This window comes from Hyphomicrobium sp. D-2 (assembly GCF_029872155.1).
GTDB lineage: Bacteria > Pseudomonadota > Alphaproteobacteria > Rhizobiales > Hyphomicrobiaceae > Hyphomicrobium_A.
On sequence record NZ_JARXLA010000008.1, the window covers coordinates 181,124 to 197,224 of the forward strand.

At 60.7% G+C, this 16,101-nt stretch carries 10 protein-coding genes and 1 pseudogene; 7 read left to right on the forward strand and 4 right to left on the reverse strand.

Translation table 11 applies throughout. From position 1 onward, the window contains the following. Positions 1 to 143 precede the first annotated feature (143 nt). Positions 144 to 1,820 (reverse strand): formate--tetrahydrofolate ligase, encoded by a 1,677-nt coding sequence (locus QEZ49_RS13305; protein ID WP_280387599.1) that lies wholly within the window; start codon positions 1,818 to 1,820, stop codon positions 144 to 146. Between the two features lie 208 nt (positions 1,821 to 2,028). Continuing rightward, complete coding sequence (locus tag QEZ49_RS13310; RefSeq protein WP_280387601.1) at positions 2,029 to 3,000, reverse strand: DMT family transporter; 972 nt, start codon at positions 2,998 to 3,000, stop codon at positions 2,029 to 2,031. Positions 3,001 to 3,163: 163 nt separating this feature from the next. Between QEZ49_RS13310 and QEZ49_RS13315 the strand changes: the two genes are divergently transcribed. From QEZ49_RS13315 to QEZ49_RS13340, 6 genes and pseudogenes are all read left to right on the forward strand, one after another. Next, positions 3,164 to 4,120, forward strand: coding sequence for a cation diffusion facilitator family transporter (locus QEZ49_RS13315; RefSeq protein WP_280387603.1), 957 nt, complete (start codon positions 3,164 to 3,166; stop codon positions 4,118 to 4,120). Positions 4,121 to 4,260: 140 nt separating this feature from the next. After that, on the forward strand, positions 4,261 to 4,860 hold the full coding sequence (locus tag QEZ49_RS13320; protein ID WP_280387605.1) for a response regulator transcription factor: 600 nt from the start codon (positions 4,261 to 4,263) through the stop codon (positions 4,858 to 4,860). 836 nt (positions 4,861 to 5,696) lie between these two features. Then, a complete protein-coding gene (locus QEZ49_RS13325; RefSeq protein WP_280387607.1) occupies positions 5,697 to 6,650 on the forward strand; it encodes a CoA ester lyase in 954 nt (317 codons plus the stop codon). Positions 6,651 to 6,687: 37 nt separating this feature from the next. Further along, positions 6,688 to 7,864, forward strand: a pseudogene (locus QEZ49_RS13330) (malate--CoA ligase subunit beta). Between the two features lie 13 nt (positions 7,865 to 7,877). Continuing rightward, positions 7,878 to 8,777, forward strand: a complete 900-nt coding sequence (sucD, locus tag QEZ49_RS13335) for a succinate--CoA ligase subunit alpha (RefSeq protein ID WP_280387609.1) — start codon at positions 7,878 to 7,880, stop codon at positions 8,775 to 8,777. A 120-nt stretch (positions 8,778 to 8,897) separates the two neighbouring features. Further along, positions 8,898 to 11,756 (forward strand): phosphoenolpyruvate carboxylase, encoded by a 2,859-nt coding sequence (locus QEZ49_RS13340; RefSeq protein WP_280387611.1) that lies wholly within the window; start codon positions 8,898 to 8,900, stop codon positions 11,754 to 11,756. A 215-nt stretch (positions 11,757 to 11,971) separates the two neighbouring features. Here QEZ49_RS13340 and QEZ49_RS13345 read toward each other — a convergent pair whose 3' ends face one another. Beyond that, entirely contained in the window at positions 11,972 to 12,898 is a 927-nt protein-coding gene (locus tag QEZ49_RS13345; protein WP_280387612.1) for a hypothetical protein, read from the reverse strand. 310 nt (positions 12,899 to 13,208) lie between these two features. Between QEZ49_RS13345 and QEZ49_RS13350 the strand changes: the two genes are divergently transcribed. Beyond that, positions 13,209 to 14,081, forward strand: a complete 873-nt coding sequence (locus QEZ49_RS13350) for a hypothetical protein (RefSeq protein WP_280387614.1) — start codon at positions 13,209 to 13,211, stop codon at positions 14,079 to 14,081. A gap of 383 nt (positions 14,082 to 14,464) precedes the next feature. On the opposite strand, the gene QEZ49_RS13355 is transcribed toward QEZ49_RS13350, so the two are convergent. Then, positions 14,465 to 16,090 (reverse strand): hypothetical protein, encoded by a 1,626-nt coding sequence (locus QEZ49_RS13355; protein WP_280387615.1) that lies wholly within the window; start codon positions 16,088 to 16,090, stop codon positions 14,465 to 14,467. Positions 16,091 to 16,101: the final 11 nt, after the last annotated feature.

Consider the following 16,101-nt stretch of genomic DNA (forward strand, 5'->3'; position numbering starts at 1 on the left):
TGCCCACGAAAAACGCAAAATGGGCAGCAAATCACACCGGATTTGCTGCCCATTAGCTGATCGTCTGCCTATCGGCTCAGCAAACTGAACGTGCTTTGCCCCTTTTACTGCAAGCGCGCTGCTTCGCCGCGCTGCGCCTCAGCTTAGAAGAGACCTTCGATCTCGCCGTCAGCATTGAGACGGATGTTTTCAGCCGAAGGCACGCGCGGCAGACCAGGCATAGTCATGATCTCGCCAGTGATGACGACGACGAACTCGGCGCCAGCAGAAAGACGCAGCTCGCGGATGCCCACGACGTGATCGGTCGGCGCACCGCGCTTGTTCGGATCGGTCGAGAACGAGTACTGCGTCTTGGCCATGCAGACCGGCAGGTTGCCGAAGCCACCAGCTTCCAGGTCCTTGAACGCGGTCTCAACCGAAGCATCGCAGGCGATGTCGGATGCGCGATAGATCTGCTGCGCAATCGTCTTCACCTTCTCACGCAGCGGCATGTCTTCCGGATACAGCGGACGGAACGCAGCCTTGCCTTCGTCGGTCAGCGCAACGATGTGACGGGCAAGATCTTCCGTGCCAGCGCCGCCATCGGCCCAGTGGGTGCAAACGAACGCGCGGGCGCCCAGTGCTTCGGCGGCCTTCACAACTTCCTGCACCTCGGCATCGGTGTCGGTGATGAAGCGGTTGATGGCAACTGCGACCGGCACGCCGAACTTGGCCATGTTCTCAAGGTGACGCTTGAGGTTCTCGCAGCCCTTGGCAACAGCGGCCGGATTTTCTTCCTTCAGGCCATCCTTGCCGACGCCGCCGTGCATCTTCAGCGCACGAACAGTTGCAACCACGACGGCAGCATCCGGCTTCAGGCCAGCCTTGCGACACTTGATGTCGAAGAACTTCTCAGCGCCGAGGTCGGCACCGAAGCCTGCTTCGGTCACAACGAAGTCAGCCAACTTCAGCGCGGTCTTGGTGGCGAGCACCGAGTTACAGCCGTGCGCGATGTTGGCGAACGGACCGCCATGGATGAACGCCGGGTTGTTCTCCAGCGTCTGCACCAGGTTCGGCATCAGCGCGTCCTTGAGCAGAACAGTCATCGCGCCGTCAGCCTTCAGCTCACGGGCGCGGATCGGCGTCTTGTCGCGCGTATAGCCGACGATGATGTTGCCGAGGCGGCGCTCAAGATCCCTGAGGTCGAGCGCAAGGCACAGGATCGCCATCACTTCGGAAGCGACGGTGATGTCGAAACCATCGGTGCGCGGGAAGCCGTTGGCAACGCCGCCCAGCGAGTTGGTGATCTGGCGCAGGGCGCGGTCGTTCATATCCAGCACACGACGCCACGCAACGCGGCGCGTGTCGAAGCCAAGGCTGTTGCCCCAGTAGATATGGTTGTCGATCATCGCCGACAGCAGGTTGTGCGCCGACGTGATGGCATGGAAGTCGCCGGTGAAGTGGAGGTTGATGTCCTCCATCGGCACGACCTGCGCATAACCGCCGCCTGCAGCGCCGCCCTTCATGCCGAACGACGGCCCGAGCGAAGGCTCGCGCAGACACATGATCGCCTTCTTGCCGATGCGGTTCAGGCCATCACCGAGACCGACAGTGGTCGTGGTTTTGCCCTCACCTGCCGGAGTCGGACTGATCGCCGTCACCAGGATGAGCTTGCCGTCCTTGGCATCCTTCTGCGCGTCGATGTAATCGAAGCTGACCTTCGCCTTGGTGGTGCCATAGGGAATGAGCGCTTCCGCAGGAATCCCCACTTTCGCGGCCACTTCACCGATTGGCTTCATTTTCGCCGCGCGGGCAATTTCAATGTCGGACTTAACGGTCACGGTATCGCTCCTCCCAAAACCACTGCTTTTGGCCCGCCAAGACTGTCAGCCTACGGCGGGCGTCAATTTCCCGGCGCCGATATTGTCTGTTAAAGAGCCGGACGCAAGTGGGCACTGCCCCTCGCCCCCAATGCCGCACCACGGAAGCAACATTGTTAATGTTGGCGAAGTTTCGCTCGCCAGATTTGCTGAATGCGTTTCGGCGCACTTATCCGTCATAGCCGGACGCCTTGAGTTGCAGCGCCGAAGCCCGCCGCGCCTTCATGGCCTCACGGTGGGTGATGTAGACCGCGGCGGCGAAAATCACCGTCGCGCCGACCCAGGTCCAGCCATCGATGACTTCGCCGAAAAAGATGTATCCGACCATCGCCGCGAACGGTAAGCGGCTGAAATTAAAGCTCATCGCCAACGATGCATCTGCGACGGCGAAGCCACGCACCAGCGCGACGTGGCCGAGCAGCGCGAACAGGCCCATCAGCATGAGCAGCAGCCACATTTCGAACGACGGCCAGACCCAGACGAACAGTGCAGGCACCAGCGAAATCGGCGTCGAAACCAGGTTGGTGATGAAAACAATCCGGTCGGCATCGTCCGCCGCAGTTAACTGCTTGATGAGCGGGCCGATGAATCCCAGTGTGAGAGCCGATACGAGCGCGACGATCTGACCGTAGCCAAAGGCGCTTCCGCCCGGCCGCAGCATGATCATCGCCCCGGCAAAGCCGACCAAGATCGCAGCCCAGCGATGAATGCCGACCCGCTCGCCCAGCAGAAAAATCGCGCACAGCGCGCCGAAAATCGGCGCCAGAAAGCCAATTGCAGTCACCTCGGCCACCGGCAAAACCGCCAGCGCCTGAAAATAGGTGAGCATCGAGATAAAGCTGAGCGCGACGCGAAAGCCGTAAAGGCCGGGCTGGCTTGTCCTAACGAGCGACAAACCGCGCCAGGCAAGCAGCGGCAGCATCCACACAACACAGAAAAAGTTGCGAAAAAACATGATCTGCAGCGGGTCCATGCCCGCCATGGTCGCGCCACGCACCACGGCCGCGATGCCGACCAGCATGGCCATGGAAGCCGTGATGAGGATCAGCGCTGCCAGCGGATGGTCACCACCGCCGGCCTTGCCGCTCGTCCTCAATGCATCTGCTAAAACGCGGAGCTTGCCGCGCGAATTGGGGGACACCTGCGCTCCCGATCAAAAACGGCACTGGTGGGAATTTCGGCCGCGCATCGCCTGCGCCTGTTGCGCCACAGCGCAGACATGCACCAGCTAACACCCTATCGCATCCTGACAAATTGCCCCGTGCGAAGCATGTTATTAGAGTGCGGTGAACAGGAGTGAAGCCATGGGTAAGCATCACGGGCACTCGCACGGCCACGCTGGCGAGCACGGCCACAACCACGACCTTGCGCCGGAAGATGGCTCCCGCAACGAGCGCCGGCTGCTGTTCGCGGCTGCGCTGACAACGTGCACCATGCTCGCCGAAGTCATCGGCGGCGTTATTTCAGGCTCGCTCGCGCTGCTGGCTGACGCAGGTCATATGCTGACCGATTCAGCGGCGCTTATTCTGGCGTGGATGGCCATGCGCTTTGCGCGCCGACCCGCCGACTGGAAGCGCACCTTCGGATTCGGGCGCTTTGAAGTGCTGGCCGCGTTCAGCAACGGGCTGGCGCTGTTCTTCATTTCGGCGATGATTTTTTACGAAGCGCTGCACCGCATGTATGAGCCGGTGGAGGTGCTTGGCATGCCGATGCTGATCATCGCCGGCATCGGACTCGCGGTTAACGCCATCACGTTTCTGGTGCTGCACCAAGGCGGCGGAGCCAACCTGAACGTGCGGGCAGCGCTGTTGCACGTCATTTCGGACCTGCTGGGCTCGGTCGCCGCGATCCTGGCCGCCATCATCATTCTCTATACGGGCTGGACGCCGATCGATCCCATTCTGTCGGTGGTCATCACGCTGCTCATTGTCCGCAGCGCGTGGCTGATTACCAAGGAATCCGGCCACATTCTGCTGCAAGGCGCCCCGGACAGCATCGACGTGCGCGAAGTCAGCCAGGATCTTGTCGCCAACGTCCCGAACGTGCAGTCCGTTCACCATGTTCACGCATGGTCGCTGAGCGAAAACCGCCATGTGATGACGCTGCATGCGCTGACCTGTGCTAGCGTACCACCAGAGCAGATTTCAGCGGCAATCCGTGAGCGCCTCAAACAGGCCTTCGGGGTTGTTCATGCTACCATCGAGATTGAGCACAGCGATTGCGCCGATGTCGTCGGAGCCAAAAGCTGCGCCAAAGTGTAGTTGCAATGAGTGTGGCGACGACAAGCGGCATAAGAGCGCCGCGCTCTGACGTTGACGCTTTTATTTATGTTCCCTGCTAACAAGGCCCCATGCCTAACTCGGTTGCGCAATCAAAAAAGGGACCGCCGCGTCCCACGGTCATGATCGCCGACAAAAGTCCGGTCGTGCGCTCGGGGCTGCGCGATTTTATTGCGCGCGACGGGCGCTTCGAGGTGTTGGGCGTGCACCCCAATGGCGGCGATTTCATCGAAGCCGTTGAAGCGCAGCCGGCGGACATTGGCGTCATCGGTTGGTCGCTTACCGATATGACCGGCGGCGAAGTGCTGTCGGCTTTGAAGCGGCGCCACATCACCACCCGGCTCATCATCTACACCGGCGAACCCGGCAAGGATGTTCTGCGTCAGGCGGTGCGCCTGGGCGCCTGGGGTTTCATCTCCAAAAGCGACGAACCGGAAATGGTTGTTGATACGATCACTGCGGTTTCGCGCGGTCGCATGTCGTTGCCGTATGTCGATTTGCAGGCGCTAACAAGTGATCCGTTCGGAGAACTTACCTCGCGCGAACGCGAGCTTTTGACGGCGCTCGCCAACGGCTGGACCAATCTGCAGATTGCATCGCGCATCGGCATTTCGCGCAATACCGTCAAATATCACTTGAAGAATTTGTACGACAAACTCGGCGTTTCAAATCGCGCCATGGCGGTTGCGCTGTACATGCAGACAACGCTGGATCAGCGCTAAATCACCCTTATTTTTCACTCGAAATGACGCACTGCACAATGTCTGCGTGCGTATTTGCGCATTGCGCGCCGTAAACTCTTCGATAAGGTTTTGCTCCGTTGGGCACGCAAACGGACGGCGCACGTCGCAAGCATCAGCTTTGCAAATTGCGCTCTGTGCATCGGGTAGTAACGCCTACCCTCATGCACGATACGTTAGCTACCCGACAGCGCATTGCAGCTGCCCGATAGGGTGTTGCGCGCGCTTGTGGGCAACGGGATGCTTTCGGTCAATCGCCAATTAGATGGCTATCGGCCTCGTTCTTTTGCAAACAGCAACGGGCCATGCTTGGCGCACGAGGGGCTTTGTAACGGCAGTTGGGGGCAGCGCTTCGGCGCGACTTTCAAATTCAGCAGCCGTCGCATTGCACTGGAAGGCGCACGGTTATGACCTGCAAGATCGGCAACGATCATAAGAAACGGCACGCCCCGGGGAAACGTTGATGCGCGCAACGACGATTTCGCATTCTTTGGCTTTGACGCGTGTGCATTCAGCACACCGCGCAGCTCGCGGATTCGTTTCTGCAGACGCCAATTTCCTGCGCGAGTTTTCTATTGCTGTTTCGGCGCGCGCGACCGCGCATGCGCTTCACCGAATTCCATCAATCTCATCGTCGACGACGCGCAGCATGCGCCGACCGACGCCGAGGTTGGCCAGTTGAGTTTCACCCGGAGCAGCGGTCGTTTTTTTCGCTGTTCCAGCACTTTCCCGCAGCGCGGTTTGCCCAAAGCAAGAAAGCCAAAGTCAAACCGCACATCATCAACCGAAAAGCCATCACACAGGAGGATAACCCTAAGATGAGCTTCACTCTCTATCCGCTTCGCAAGTCCCGTCTGCAGCGCTCGGAGCTCGCAGTTCCCGGCTCCAACCCGACGATGATCGAAAAGGCCCTCACCAGCGCCGCCGACTACGTCTTCCTTGACTGCGAAGATGCCGTTGCACCGCCGGACAAGGAGCAGGCCCGCAAGAACATCATTCAGGCCCTGAACGACCTTGACTGGCGCGGCGCCGGCAAGACGGTTTCGGTCCGCATCAACGGTCTCGACACGCACTATTGCTATCGCGACGTCGTCGACATCGTCGAGCAGGCCGGTTCGAAGCTCGACACCATCCTCATTCCGAAGGTTGGCGTTCCTGCGGTCGTCTATGCCATCGAGTCATTCGTCAGCCAGATCGAAGAAGCCAAGGGCCTCACCAACAAGATCGGCACCGAAGCGCTCATCGAGACCCCGCTCGGCATGGCCAACGTTGAAGCCATCGCCGCTGCTCCGAGCCGCCTTGAAGCGATGCACTTCGGCGTTGCCGACTATGCAGCCTTCAACAAGGCCCGCACAGTTGTCATCGGCGGTCTGAACCCTGACTATCCGGGTGACCAGTGGCACTTCGCCCTGTCGCGCATGACGGTTGCCTGCCGCGCCTATGGCCTGCGTCCGATCGATGGTCCGTTCGGTGATTTCTCCGATCCGGCCGGTTACACTGCCGGTGCAAAGCGCGCCGCAGCTCTCGGTATCGAAGGCAAGTGGGCAATCCATCCTTCGCAGATCGAGCTGGCCAACGAAGTGTTCTCGCCGACGGCTCAGGAAGTTTCGCGCGCCGAGCGTATCATTGAAGCCCTCAAGGAAGCCGAGGCCCAGGGTAAGGGCGCTGCTTCTCTCGATGGCAAGATGATCGACGCTGCGTCGGAGAAGATGGCTCGCAACCTGATCGCCACCGCAGCTGCCATCAAGGCCGGTGCGGCAGCTCGCAGCTGACGCTATAAACCTCTCTATTTGACCTAGGGAAAATCAGATGGATATCCACGAGTATCAGGCCAAGGAACTTCTCTCGAAGTTCGGCGTGCCGATCCCTCGGGGCGGCCTCGCGTATAGCCCTGAACAGGCGACCTACCGCGCTACTGGAAATCGGTGGAAGCAAGTGGGTAGTGAAGGCGCAGATCCACTCTGGTGCCCGCGGCAAAGCCGGCGGCATCAAGGTCTGCTCGAACGATACTGAAATCGAACGGGCAGCCGAAGCGTTGCCCGGCAAGAAACTCGCGACACACCAGACAGGCCCTGCGGGCAAGCTGGTGTCTCGCCTCTACATTGAAGAAGCCACTGACATCGCCGAGGAGATTTACCTGGCGTTTGTCCTGGACCGCTCGATCGAGCGCATCATGGTGGTTGCTTCGGCTGCCGGCGGCATGGAGATCGAAGAGATCTCCGCCAAGCAGCCGGACACCATCATCCGCGTCTCGGTTGATCCGGCCGTCGGCATGCAGCAGTTCCAGGCGCGCGAAGTCGCGTACGGGCTGGGCGTCGACCCTGAGATCATCAACAAGCTGGTGCCGACCATCATGGCCTGCTACCGCGCTTGCCGTGATCTCGACGCCACGATGGTTGAAATCAACCCGCTGGTTGTCACCAAGGACAAGCAGCTGCTGGCGCTCGATGCCAAGATGAGCTTCGACGACAACGCTCTTTCCCGCCGTCCGCACATCGCGGAGCTGCGCGACAAGAGCCAGGAAGATCCGCGCGAGACCTACGCATCCGACCGCGGTCTGGCCTACGTCGGTCTCGACGGCGACATCGGCTGCGTTGTCAACGGCGCTGGCCTCGCAATGGCCACGCTGGACATGATCAAGCTGGCTGGCGGCGAGCCCGCAAACTTCCTCGACATCGGCGGCGGTGCTTCTCCGGAGCGCGTGGCCAAGTCGTTCAAGGCGGTGCTGAAGGACAAGAACGTCAAAGCCCTGCTGCTGAACGTGTTCGCCGGCATCAACCGCTGCGACTGGGTTGCGAAGGGTGTCGTTGACGCCGTCAACGACCTCGACATCAAGCTGCCCGTGGTTGTCCGTCTTGCCGGCACCAACGTCGAGGAAGGCCGTCGCATCCTTGACGAGAGCGGACTGACAGTCATTACCGCCGAGACGCTGGCAGAGGCGGCCCAGAAGGCTGTCGCCGCTGCCAAGCCCGGCGCGACCCAGTGAGGAGGATCAGCTAATGGCTATTTTCATTAATGAGAATACCCCGGTCCTCATCCAGGGTTTCACCGGGCGCATCGGAACCTTTCACGCGCAGGAAATGATCGACTACGGCACAAATGTCGTAGGCGGCGTTACGCCCGGCAAAGGTGGCTCCACGCACCTTGGCCGCCCCGTGTTCAACACCGTTAAAGGCGCGGTGCAGGAAACCGGCGCGGAAGCATCCATCGTGTTCGTGCCGCCGCCATTCGCTGCCGACGCGATCATGGAAGCGGCCGATGCAGGCATCAAATACTGCGTCTGCATCACCGATGGCATCCCGGCTCAGGACATGATCCGGGTGAAGCGCTACATGCGCCGCTACAAGAAAGAGGGCCGCATGGTTCTCACTGGCCCCAACTGCGCCGGCACCATCTCGCCGGGCAAGGCCATGCTGGGCATCATGCCAGGGCACATCTATCTGCACGGCCGCGTTGGCATCATCGGACGCTCGGGCACGCTCGGTTATGAAGCTGCTGCCCAGCTCAAGGCTCTTGGCATCGGCGTCTCCACTTCCGTCGGCATCGGCGGCGACCCGATCAACGGTTCCTCGTTCCGCGATATTCTTGAGCATTTCGAGAGTGACCCGGAAACCGACGCCGTGCTGATGATCGGTGAGATCGGTGGTCCGCAGGAAGCTGAAGGCGGCCAGTACGCGCGCGACCACATGACGAAGCCGGTCATCGCCTACATCGCCGGCCTTTCCGCGCCCAAGGGACGCAAGATGGGCCACGCCGGTGCAATTATCTCGGCATTTGGCGAGTCTGCGCCGGAGAAGGTTGAGATCCTGAAGGGCTGCGGCGTCACCATTGCTCCAACTCCTTCGGAGATGGGGGCAACCGTCGCCAAAGTTCTAAACTCTTTCAATAAAGTAGCGTAAGAGCTTCGGGCTCGTCTCCTGCAAGGGACGAGCCCAATCATCCCCTCCGGCGACCCCGAATTCTTCACGGACGGGCGTTCCGCCGCGTTGGCGGCCTTGCGCGATAACGTGGAGAACAGAATGCAAGACGAAGTGTTGCCGACTGCCGGCTCCGGCAAGCTCGACGAATTCAAGCTGCGTGACGAGTTGCGCGCACTGCGCAAGCGCATTCCCGATACGCCGGCGCTCAACCCCATCGTCAATCTTGCATTTGATCTGTCACGACAGCTCGAAAACAACGACATCAGCTTCGACGATCTGAAGGCGATTGCTACGCGCCTCATGGATCGCGCCTGCGTGCAGCGTGCACGCCATCTGCGCGAGCGCGTGGGCTTCGTTGATCGCAGCACCACCTATCAGGAATTCGCCGACTTCGTCGAAGGCGCCGCAGCCGCAGCCGACTTCGATACCTTCAAACAACGCTGGGAACGCGCGCGCACGGGCATCGTGCTGACGGCGCATCCCACGTTTGGCCTTTCCGACGAGCTCTCAAAGCGCATCGTTGAGATCGCCGTTGCCGATGAGTTCGATCCCAACACGCCTATTGGCGTGCCGCATCGGCCCGATGACTCGATCGATCTGGCGTACGAGCATCGCCGCGCCCAGAACGCCATCCAGAACCTTCGTAACGCTTACGTCGAGCTGCTGGACAGCTTTTTCACCGCCGCCGTGCATCGGTTTGGCGACAAAGCCTATACGCTGCACCCGAAGCTGGCGACGTTTGCCTGCTGGGTTGGCTATGACCTCGACGGCCGCACCGACATCAGCTGGCGCAAGTCGTTCATTCTGCGTCTCACCGAAAAGCGTGCATCGCTGGCCGATATCCGCGAGCGCTTCTTCGCCATCCGGGACGAGCTTCCCACCGAAGGCGAAGCACAGCGCCTTTGCCGCCAGGTTACCGGCAAGCTCGACCTGACCATTGCCGCCGTCGACGAGCAGATCGCCGCGCTGGACAAGGTGATGAATGGCGATGGCGAGCTGGCCCAAGCCGCCAACATCATCACCCGTCAGGATGGATACAACATCACGACGGTGGAGCCGATCGTCAGCCTGCTGCGCAGTCTGGCGGAGCAACTTCCCGATGGCAGTCAAAAGCGTTCCATCGCAGTGCTCGCTGGCCTGATGGAAGCAACCGGCCTCGGCACCGCACACATCCACGTGCGCATCAACGCCGTGCAGCTCAACAACGCATTCCGCGCCTTCGTGCACGAGCCGTGGACGCGCGATCTGTCTGAAAGCCAGGCGTTGGCACGCATCGTCAGCATGATTGAGGGCGCGCGCAAAGAGACGGTAAATTTCGAATCCCTGGATCTCGAAACCGCGACCGCAATCCGTCAGTTCGCACTCATCGCGCAGATCAAGAAGCACGTCGATCGCGAGACGCCGGTGCGCTTCCTGATCGCAGAAACTGAATCGCCCGCTACGGTGCTGATCGCCATCTTCTTCGCCAAGCTGTTCGGCGTCGATGACATCACCGACGTATCGCCGCTGTTTGAAACGCCGCTTGGCCTGGAAACCGGCACTCGTATCATCGAACGGCTGCTGGAAGAACGCGCCTACATCGACTACGTGCGTGGTCGTGGACGCCTCTCATTGCAGACGGGCTTCTCTGACGCTGGTCGCTTTGTCGGTCAGATCGCAGCGACGCTGGCTATCGAGCGCATGCATAACGGCATCGCCGAGGCCATCGCCAATTCGGACGTCAAGGGCATCGAGACCCTGGTCTTCTCTACCCACGGCGAATCGATGGGCCGCGGTGCGCATCCCGGCCCGATGCAGTCTCGCTTGAACTATCTGTTCTCCGACGACGTCCGTCGGCGCTTCGCCGACAACGGCATTCCGCTCAAGCACGAGACCAGCTTCCAGGGTGGTGATGGCTATCTGTTCTTCGCCAATCGCCGCCTGACGACGCGCGCGCTTGCTTCCGTCATCATGGACGGCGAGGTGCCCGGCGAAACGAACGATCCGTTCTACGAGGATGAAGACCTTCGGCTCGACTTCCTGGGTCGGCTGCGCACCTATCAGGAGCACCTGTTCGCCCATCCGGGATATCGGTCTGTCCTGAGCGCGTTTGGTGCCAACATTCTGTACAAGACCGGGTCGCGTCCGGTGAAGCGCCAGATGGACGCCAGCGGCGCCGTCGATCGCAGCGCCGTGTCGCGGATGCGGGCCATCCCGAACAACGCAATCCTGCAGGAGTTCGGCTATGTGGCGAACGTCGTTGCCGGCCTTGGCGCTGCTGTTGGCTCGGAGCGCGAGCGCTTTGTCGAGCTTGCGCGCAACTCCCAGCGTCTGCGTACGCTGATCGAGATGATCGCCCGCGGCAAGCAGCTCTCCAGCCTCAATGCCATGGCCGCGAACGCGAAGGTGTTCGACCCGGGCTATTGGGCCTGGCGAGCCTCTTGGGGTCGCGAGCCCAACATCGAGCCTGCGTTCCGCGCGCTGGCTGCAAATCTGCTGTCCGATGATCGCAATGGTGAGATCAACGGTCTGGTGCACCATCTGCGCCTCGACGCGGTTGAACTGCACTCACTGCTGGAAGAAATTGGCATCGAAGCCGGCAAGATCCCGGATGACGCGCGCCTTGAACTCGATCTGCTGCAGGCGATCCGCCTAGCGCTTATCATGCGCGTATTCGTGCTGGCGGCTCAGATGCCACGCTTTGCGACCCACGACGGCATTTCGCATGCTCAGCTATTCGATCTCGCGCTGATGCTGGATGTGCCCGCAGTCGTATCGGAAATGCGCAAGGCGTTCCCGCGGCGTGCGCACGAACGTGGCGATGAAACCCAGTTCGGTGAGAAGGCCACCTACCGGCCGCATGGCATCGACGACTATGGCCGGATCGAAACGGAAATCCTGACGCCGATGGAGCAGTCGTACGATCTGATCCGCGAAATCGGCACCGGCATCTCCCACCACTTCGGCGCCTTCGGCTGATGCAGCCACGCTGGTAGTACATCCGGTCGTTCCAAGCCCGGATGTGCTGCCCGACGATCTGAAATTAAAAAAGCCGGCGCCCCAAAAGGGTGCCGGCTTTTTATTTCGTCCTGTCACGCGGGGCTTGGCAGTATAATTCCGCATTCGCCTGTCATACGCCAATCACGACCATCACAACTTCGCGTGATCTTGAGCAGACGGCCCAGCGTAGTTGCTTAATGCTTGCCCCACACCTGCACCGTTGCATAGGCCCGATCTCGCTTTGAGGTTGCAAGCGCGCGGGAGCGCCAGGTCGCCTCAACCTGCTTGATGCCAGCCTTTTGCTTGAGGGTGACCGGACCGAAAGCCTCATCTGCTGCAATCTTAGTCCGGTTCGCGTTCAACTCATCCGTGCTGCCATCCTCATAGGTGACGGACAGATTGGTCATGGTCACGTCGCGATCCTTGACCGATACGCGGAGCTGGCTGAAGCCGCCTTCGTTGGCGCCAACCGGGATTTTCACTTCATCGAAGCCAATGCTGCCCGCCGTGTCGGTGCCGAGCAGAACCCAGCCATCGTTATATTTGCGGCCCTCGCCATCAGCACCAAGCCAGCCCTTCTGATATTCGCCAAAGATCTCCACTCGCGCCTGCCCCTTGAACTTGGGCTGTGAGCGATAGACCAGCTGGATTTCCTTGATGAAACCCTTGTGTGCCAACGCAATCCAATCGGTCTTGCGGCCGTCCCTAATGCGGGCATCGGAAAGGACTGTTTCGGTGGTGCCGTCGTCAAAGATCACCTTGAGATCGGTGATGAAAATTTCATTGCGCAACACGCGCAGCCGAATGCGATCGAATTTGCCGATCTCGGCGCCGACACGAATAACATCGCGATCGACCAGAAAACCGACGTCCTGCAAGCCGAACAGCACCTCGCCGTTATTGGCCTGCCCCGGAGTCAATGCCGACGTTTCGGGTGCGGTCTCGCGCGTTTCAACCGAACGCGATCGCCGCCGCTGCTGAACCTCCGTCAACGGAGAAGCGGTCCGCGCCTGCTGCAAACTTTTGCTGATCGCAGGGATAGTTGCATCGAGCGCCAATGGCATGGAACCTACGCCCATCACCATCAGGGCAATACCCGACAGCGCCAGCCTGATCGTCATGTTTTGATCCCCCGTTAGCGAAGATGCATAAGAACAAATCTCTGCCCCGAGTTTTTTACCGCACTATGCCCTTCAAAAAAACCGTGGTGACGATCATGCGCACAGAACCCGATCGCCAAAGGCATGATTTTTTATCTGCACATGAGCCACCATTGCCTGTGGTACGGGCCAGGCATTGAAGGGCCGAGCTGCAGCCAGAGCAAACACAGAGCTACACGGATATTCAGCGAGAATGGATATTTAACGCGCACGCTATAGAGGAGCTGAGTGCAAGGGCGCAGCTCTCTTCATTCGCGTCGGGGACACCGGGATGCACCAACGGCCGTTCGACCTGCTCATTAGCGCCAGCGGAATATTGTTGGGGCTCATCGTCGTCGGCTATGTGGTTTACGACATGTCGTACACCTCGACCGTTGCGCCATGCACCCAACGCTCCAGTGCGGCCATGCGTTTTCCCCTTCATGGCGCGGATGGCAAACTGTTGAGCCCCATGGCCCTGCAAGCCCGCACCCGTGGCGGCCGCAACGTGGGGGTGCTGGAGAATGCATCGGTCGTTGCTGTCGAAGGCGGCCCACTACCGGACGCGATGCAGGTTGAATTGCGCTCAACCCCGGAAGCGTCGGCCGCGGGCGGGACCATCACGAACGGCATCGAATTCCGCTGGTCGCCCTTCGTCGAGGAGATCGGCACTGCCACCTGCCTCAGCTACTATCTGCGCCTGCCCAAGACGTTTGATTTCGGTCGCGGCGGCGTGCTTCCCGGCTTGGAAGCGCAGGACGATCCGCAGACGACAAAGCAGGATGCCATTTCCATTCAGACCCAATGGGACGGGCAGGGCGTTCCACTCATCCGGAGCGTCAACGAGAACGGCGACCCGCTTCACATTTTCGGCGTCACGCCTCTGGCAACCGACCGCTGGCTGCGTATCGAGCTGGAAACTGTCCTGAACACACCCGGCCAGAGCGACGGCATTCTGCGCCTGTGGGTCGATGGAACGCTTGCGACTGAGAATACACATCTGAGCTTGCGAACCGATGCTTTGACGCAGATCAGCAATGTGGTCGTGGCGGCGGCTTATCGGCAAACGCCACCCGTTGGGGCTGCGACCAGCTTGCAATTCAGCGGTATCGAGATTGCCCGTTTGAAATTACAAAACCGGCTTTTTCCAGGGCTGGAAAAATGAATTCGCCATTCGACTAAAGTAGAATGGCGGCATGTTCCGAAAAGCAGCCGGCAAACCCTGCTTGTACCCTGCGGCGAAATCAACTTCGCCCACTATAAAAGCTCACAAACGCCGGTTTTACGGCCAAAATGCTTCGCTTTTTTGCAGTGCAAAATGAAGTGAGCAACTGCAAACATTGCCCGTTTGTAAGTCTTTTTTTAACTGCTCTAAGAAACAGAAAACGAAATAGCTTTTCTAAACTACGGCCCGTGCTATTCTCATCCTCAGAACGTGGCGCCCTCCCACCTGTCCCCCCTAAGTGGCGTCACGCATCGCAGCCCGCGCTCTTCCCCCGGAGCGCGGGCTTTCTCTCTTTCCGCTCTTCAGAGATGTCGCGGTATCGATCAAGACTCTTCGATCGGGCTGAAACCGGCCGTACGTGCCTCGTCCTCGGAACAGAACCAGCGTTCACCACGGCTGCGAACAACCCGGAAGCGTTCATAGCCGCGCGCCCAAGGCACGACATAGACTTTCCGGCCACGCCGCACATTGCCCTTGATCGGACAGCCCTCCGGGGCGGCTTTCGTCGCTTCTTGCCATTTCTGATCACGATACTCAGATGGCCGATCAGCTGAGCCCGCCCACAGACCGGCTTTCGCATCTTCCGCCTGCTGCTCATGGCGCCCGTAAGCTGCGAAGAAGCCCTGCCGGGCAAACACCGCGCCGTCGCGAACCAACTGGCCAGCGACATCCATATCGCCCATGTAACAGGTGCCGGGCACCGCTTCGTCGGAGCCTGCTCTGAGCTGGCAGGTCACCCGGCCCTTGGCCAGCAGACCGGAAAGCACCTGGCGCGCCGTGCGGCCGCAAAGCCAGGTCCGGCCGTTGGCGGTTTTGCAAACCTGCCCCGGCATAGGAGCTTCAATGCCCTCAAGGCGGATGACTTTGGAGCCAACGCGGAGCATATCGCCGGTTATCGCATTGGCTCTGCCGGTCACCTCACCGCTCGATGCGCGCCGGATGGAAGCCGTGCGGAGCTTACCGGTTGAAGCGGTCGTTATCTGGCTCTCGCCACCGTCACCGCGCCATGCCGCAACACCACCGCCAATAACCAGCAGAACCAAACCTGCCATGGCCCCGGCCTGAACCGCAGGGCGCGTGAAAAAGCTGCCTAGGGCCTCGCCGGATCTGGAGCCCGCTTTCTGCAACGGCGTTGCCAGCCAGCCCGGCACACCGGCGGCCATCTCAGCCAGCGCCACCATCAGCAGCACGCCGACGCCGACGCTCAGCGCAATCCAGGTGTCGCTTTCCATCCCGTTGGCAAAGGCACGGATTATGCCGCCCGCCAACGCAACGCTGCCGCCTATGAGCAGAGCGGTGCGCAGCCCCGGCATCCGCAACAGCGCGCCGACAGGGGCAAGCATTGGCGCCAGCCAATCCGCAATCAATCCCGTGGCCGCGCGCACGACAGCCCATGCATAGGCGATGGCACCAAACAGCACGGCGCCCGCACGGCGCAGATATTCAATGGCAATTGGGGTGCCTGTTCGCACACCGCCGCCGACACGGACAGCGCCGGCGCTGATCGATCGTGCTCCGCGTCGAGATAGACGGTAGCCCCGCTGCCCCAAGGCCCTTGCGCCACTTCCAAGCGCAGCCAAACCGGCGGAACCTAGCGAGACACCCTGCCGGCCGGCATTGCTTGCGGCCCGGCCCAGCACTTTCGCGCCTTCGGCACCGGCCACCGCCCCCTTCTGCCCAGCATGGGCAGCGCCGCGCCCCAGCGCCTTCGCGCCTGCCAGCCCGGCATCGGCACCCTGTGCACCGATATGGACAGCGCCTTTGCCGACTGCCTTGATGCCATCGGCCCCGGCCGCAACGCCCTTATGGCCCGCAGCCTTTAGATTATCGACGGCCGCCTTGCCCGCATCCGCGATGCGATCGCGCCGCTGCTTGCGGCGGACGAGGATGGTTGTGCGCACATATTGGCGCCATTCAAAGCCGTCGTTTCGTCTACGCCAGCGGAACATGCGCTCTCCGA

What these genes read in the sequence shown, in the direction of transcription:
- QEZ49_RS13315 (WP_280387603.1), top strand. Translation starts at nt 3,164, where the DNA reads ATGGGTAAGCATCACGGGCACTCGCACGGCCACGCTGGCGAGCACGGC.
- QEZ49_RS13320 (WP_280387605.1), top strand. Translation starts at nt 4,261, where the DNA reads ATGATCGCCGACAAAAGTCCGGTCGTGCGCTCGGGGCTGCGCGATTTT.
- QEZ49_RS13325 (WP_280387607.1), top strand. Translation starts at nt 5,697, where the DNA reads ATGAGCTTCACTCTCTATCCGCTTCGCAAGTCCCGTCTGCAGCGCTCG.
- sucD (WP_280387609.1), top strand. Translation starts at nt 7,878, where the DNA reads ATGGCTATTTTCATTAATGAGAATACCCCGGTCCTCATCCAGGGTTTC.
- QEZ49_RS13340 (WP_280387611.1), top strand. Translation starts at nt 8,898, where the DNA reads ATGCAAGACGAAGTGTTGCCGACTGCCGGCTCCGGCAAGCTCGACGAA.
- QEZ49_RS13345 (WP_280387612.1), bottom strand. Translation starts at nt 12,898, where the DNA reads ATGACGATCAGGCTGGCGCTGTCGGGTATTGCCCTGATGGTGATGGGC.
- QEZ49_RS13350 (WP_280387614.1), top strand. Translation starts at nt 13,209, where the DNA reads ATGCACCAACGGCCGTTCGACCTGCTCATTAGCGCCAGCGGAATATTG.
- QEZ49_RS13355 (WP_280387615.1), bottom strand. Translation starts at nt 16,090, where the DNA reads ATGTTCCGCTGGCGTAGACGAAACGACGGCTTTGAATGGCGCCAATAT.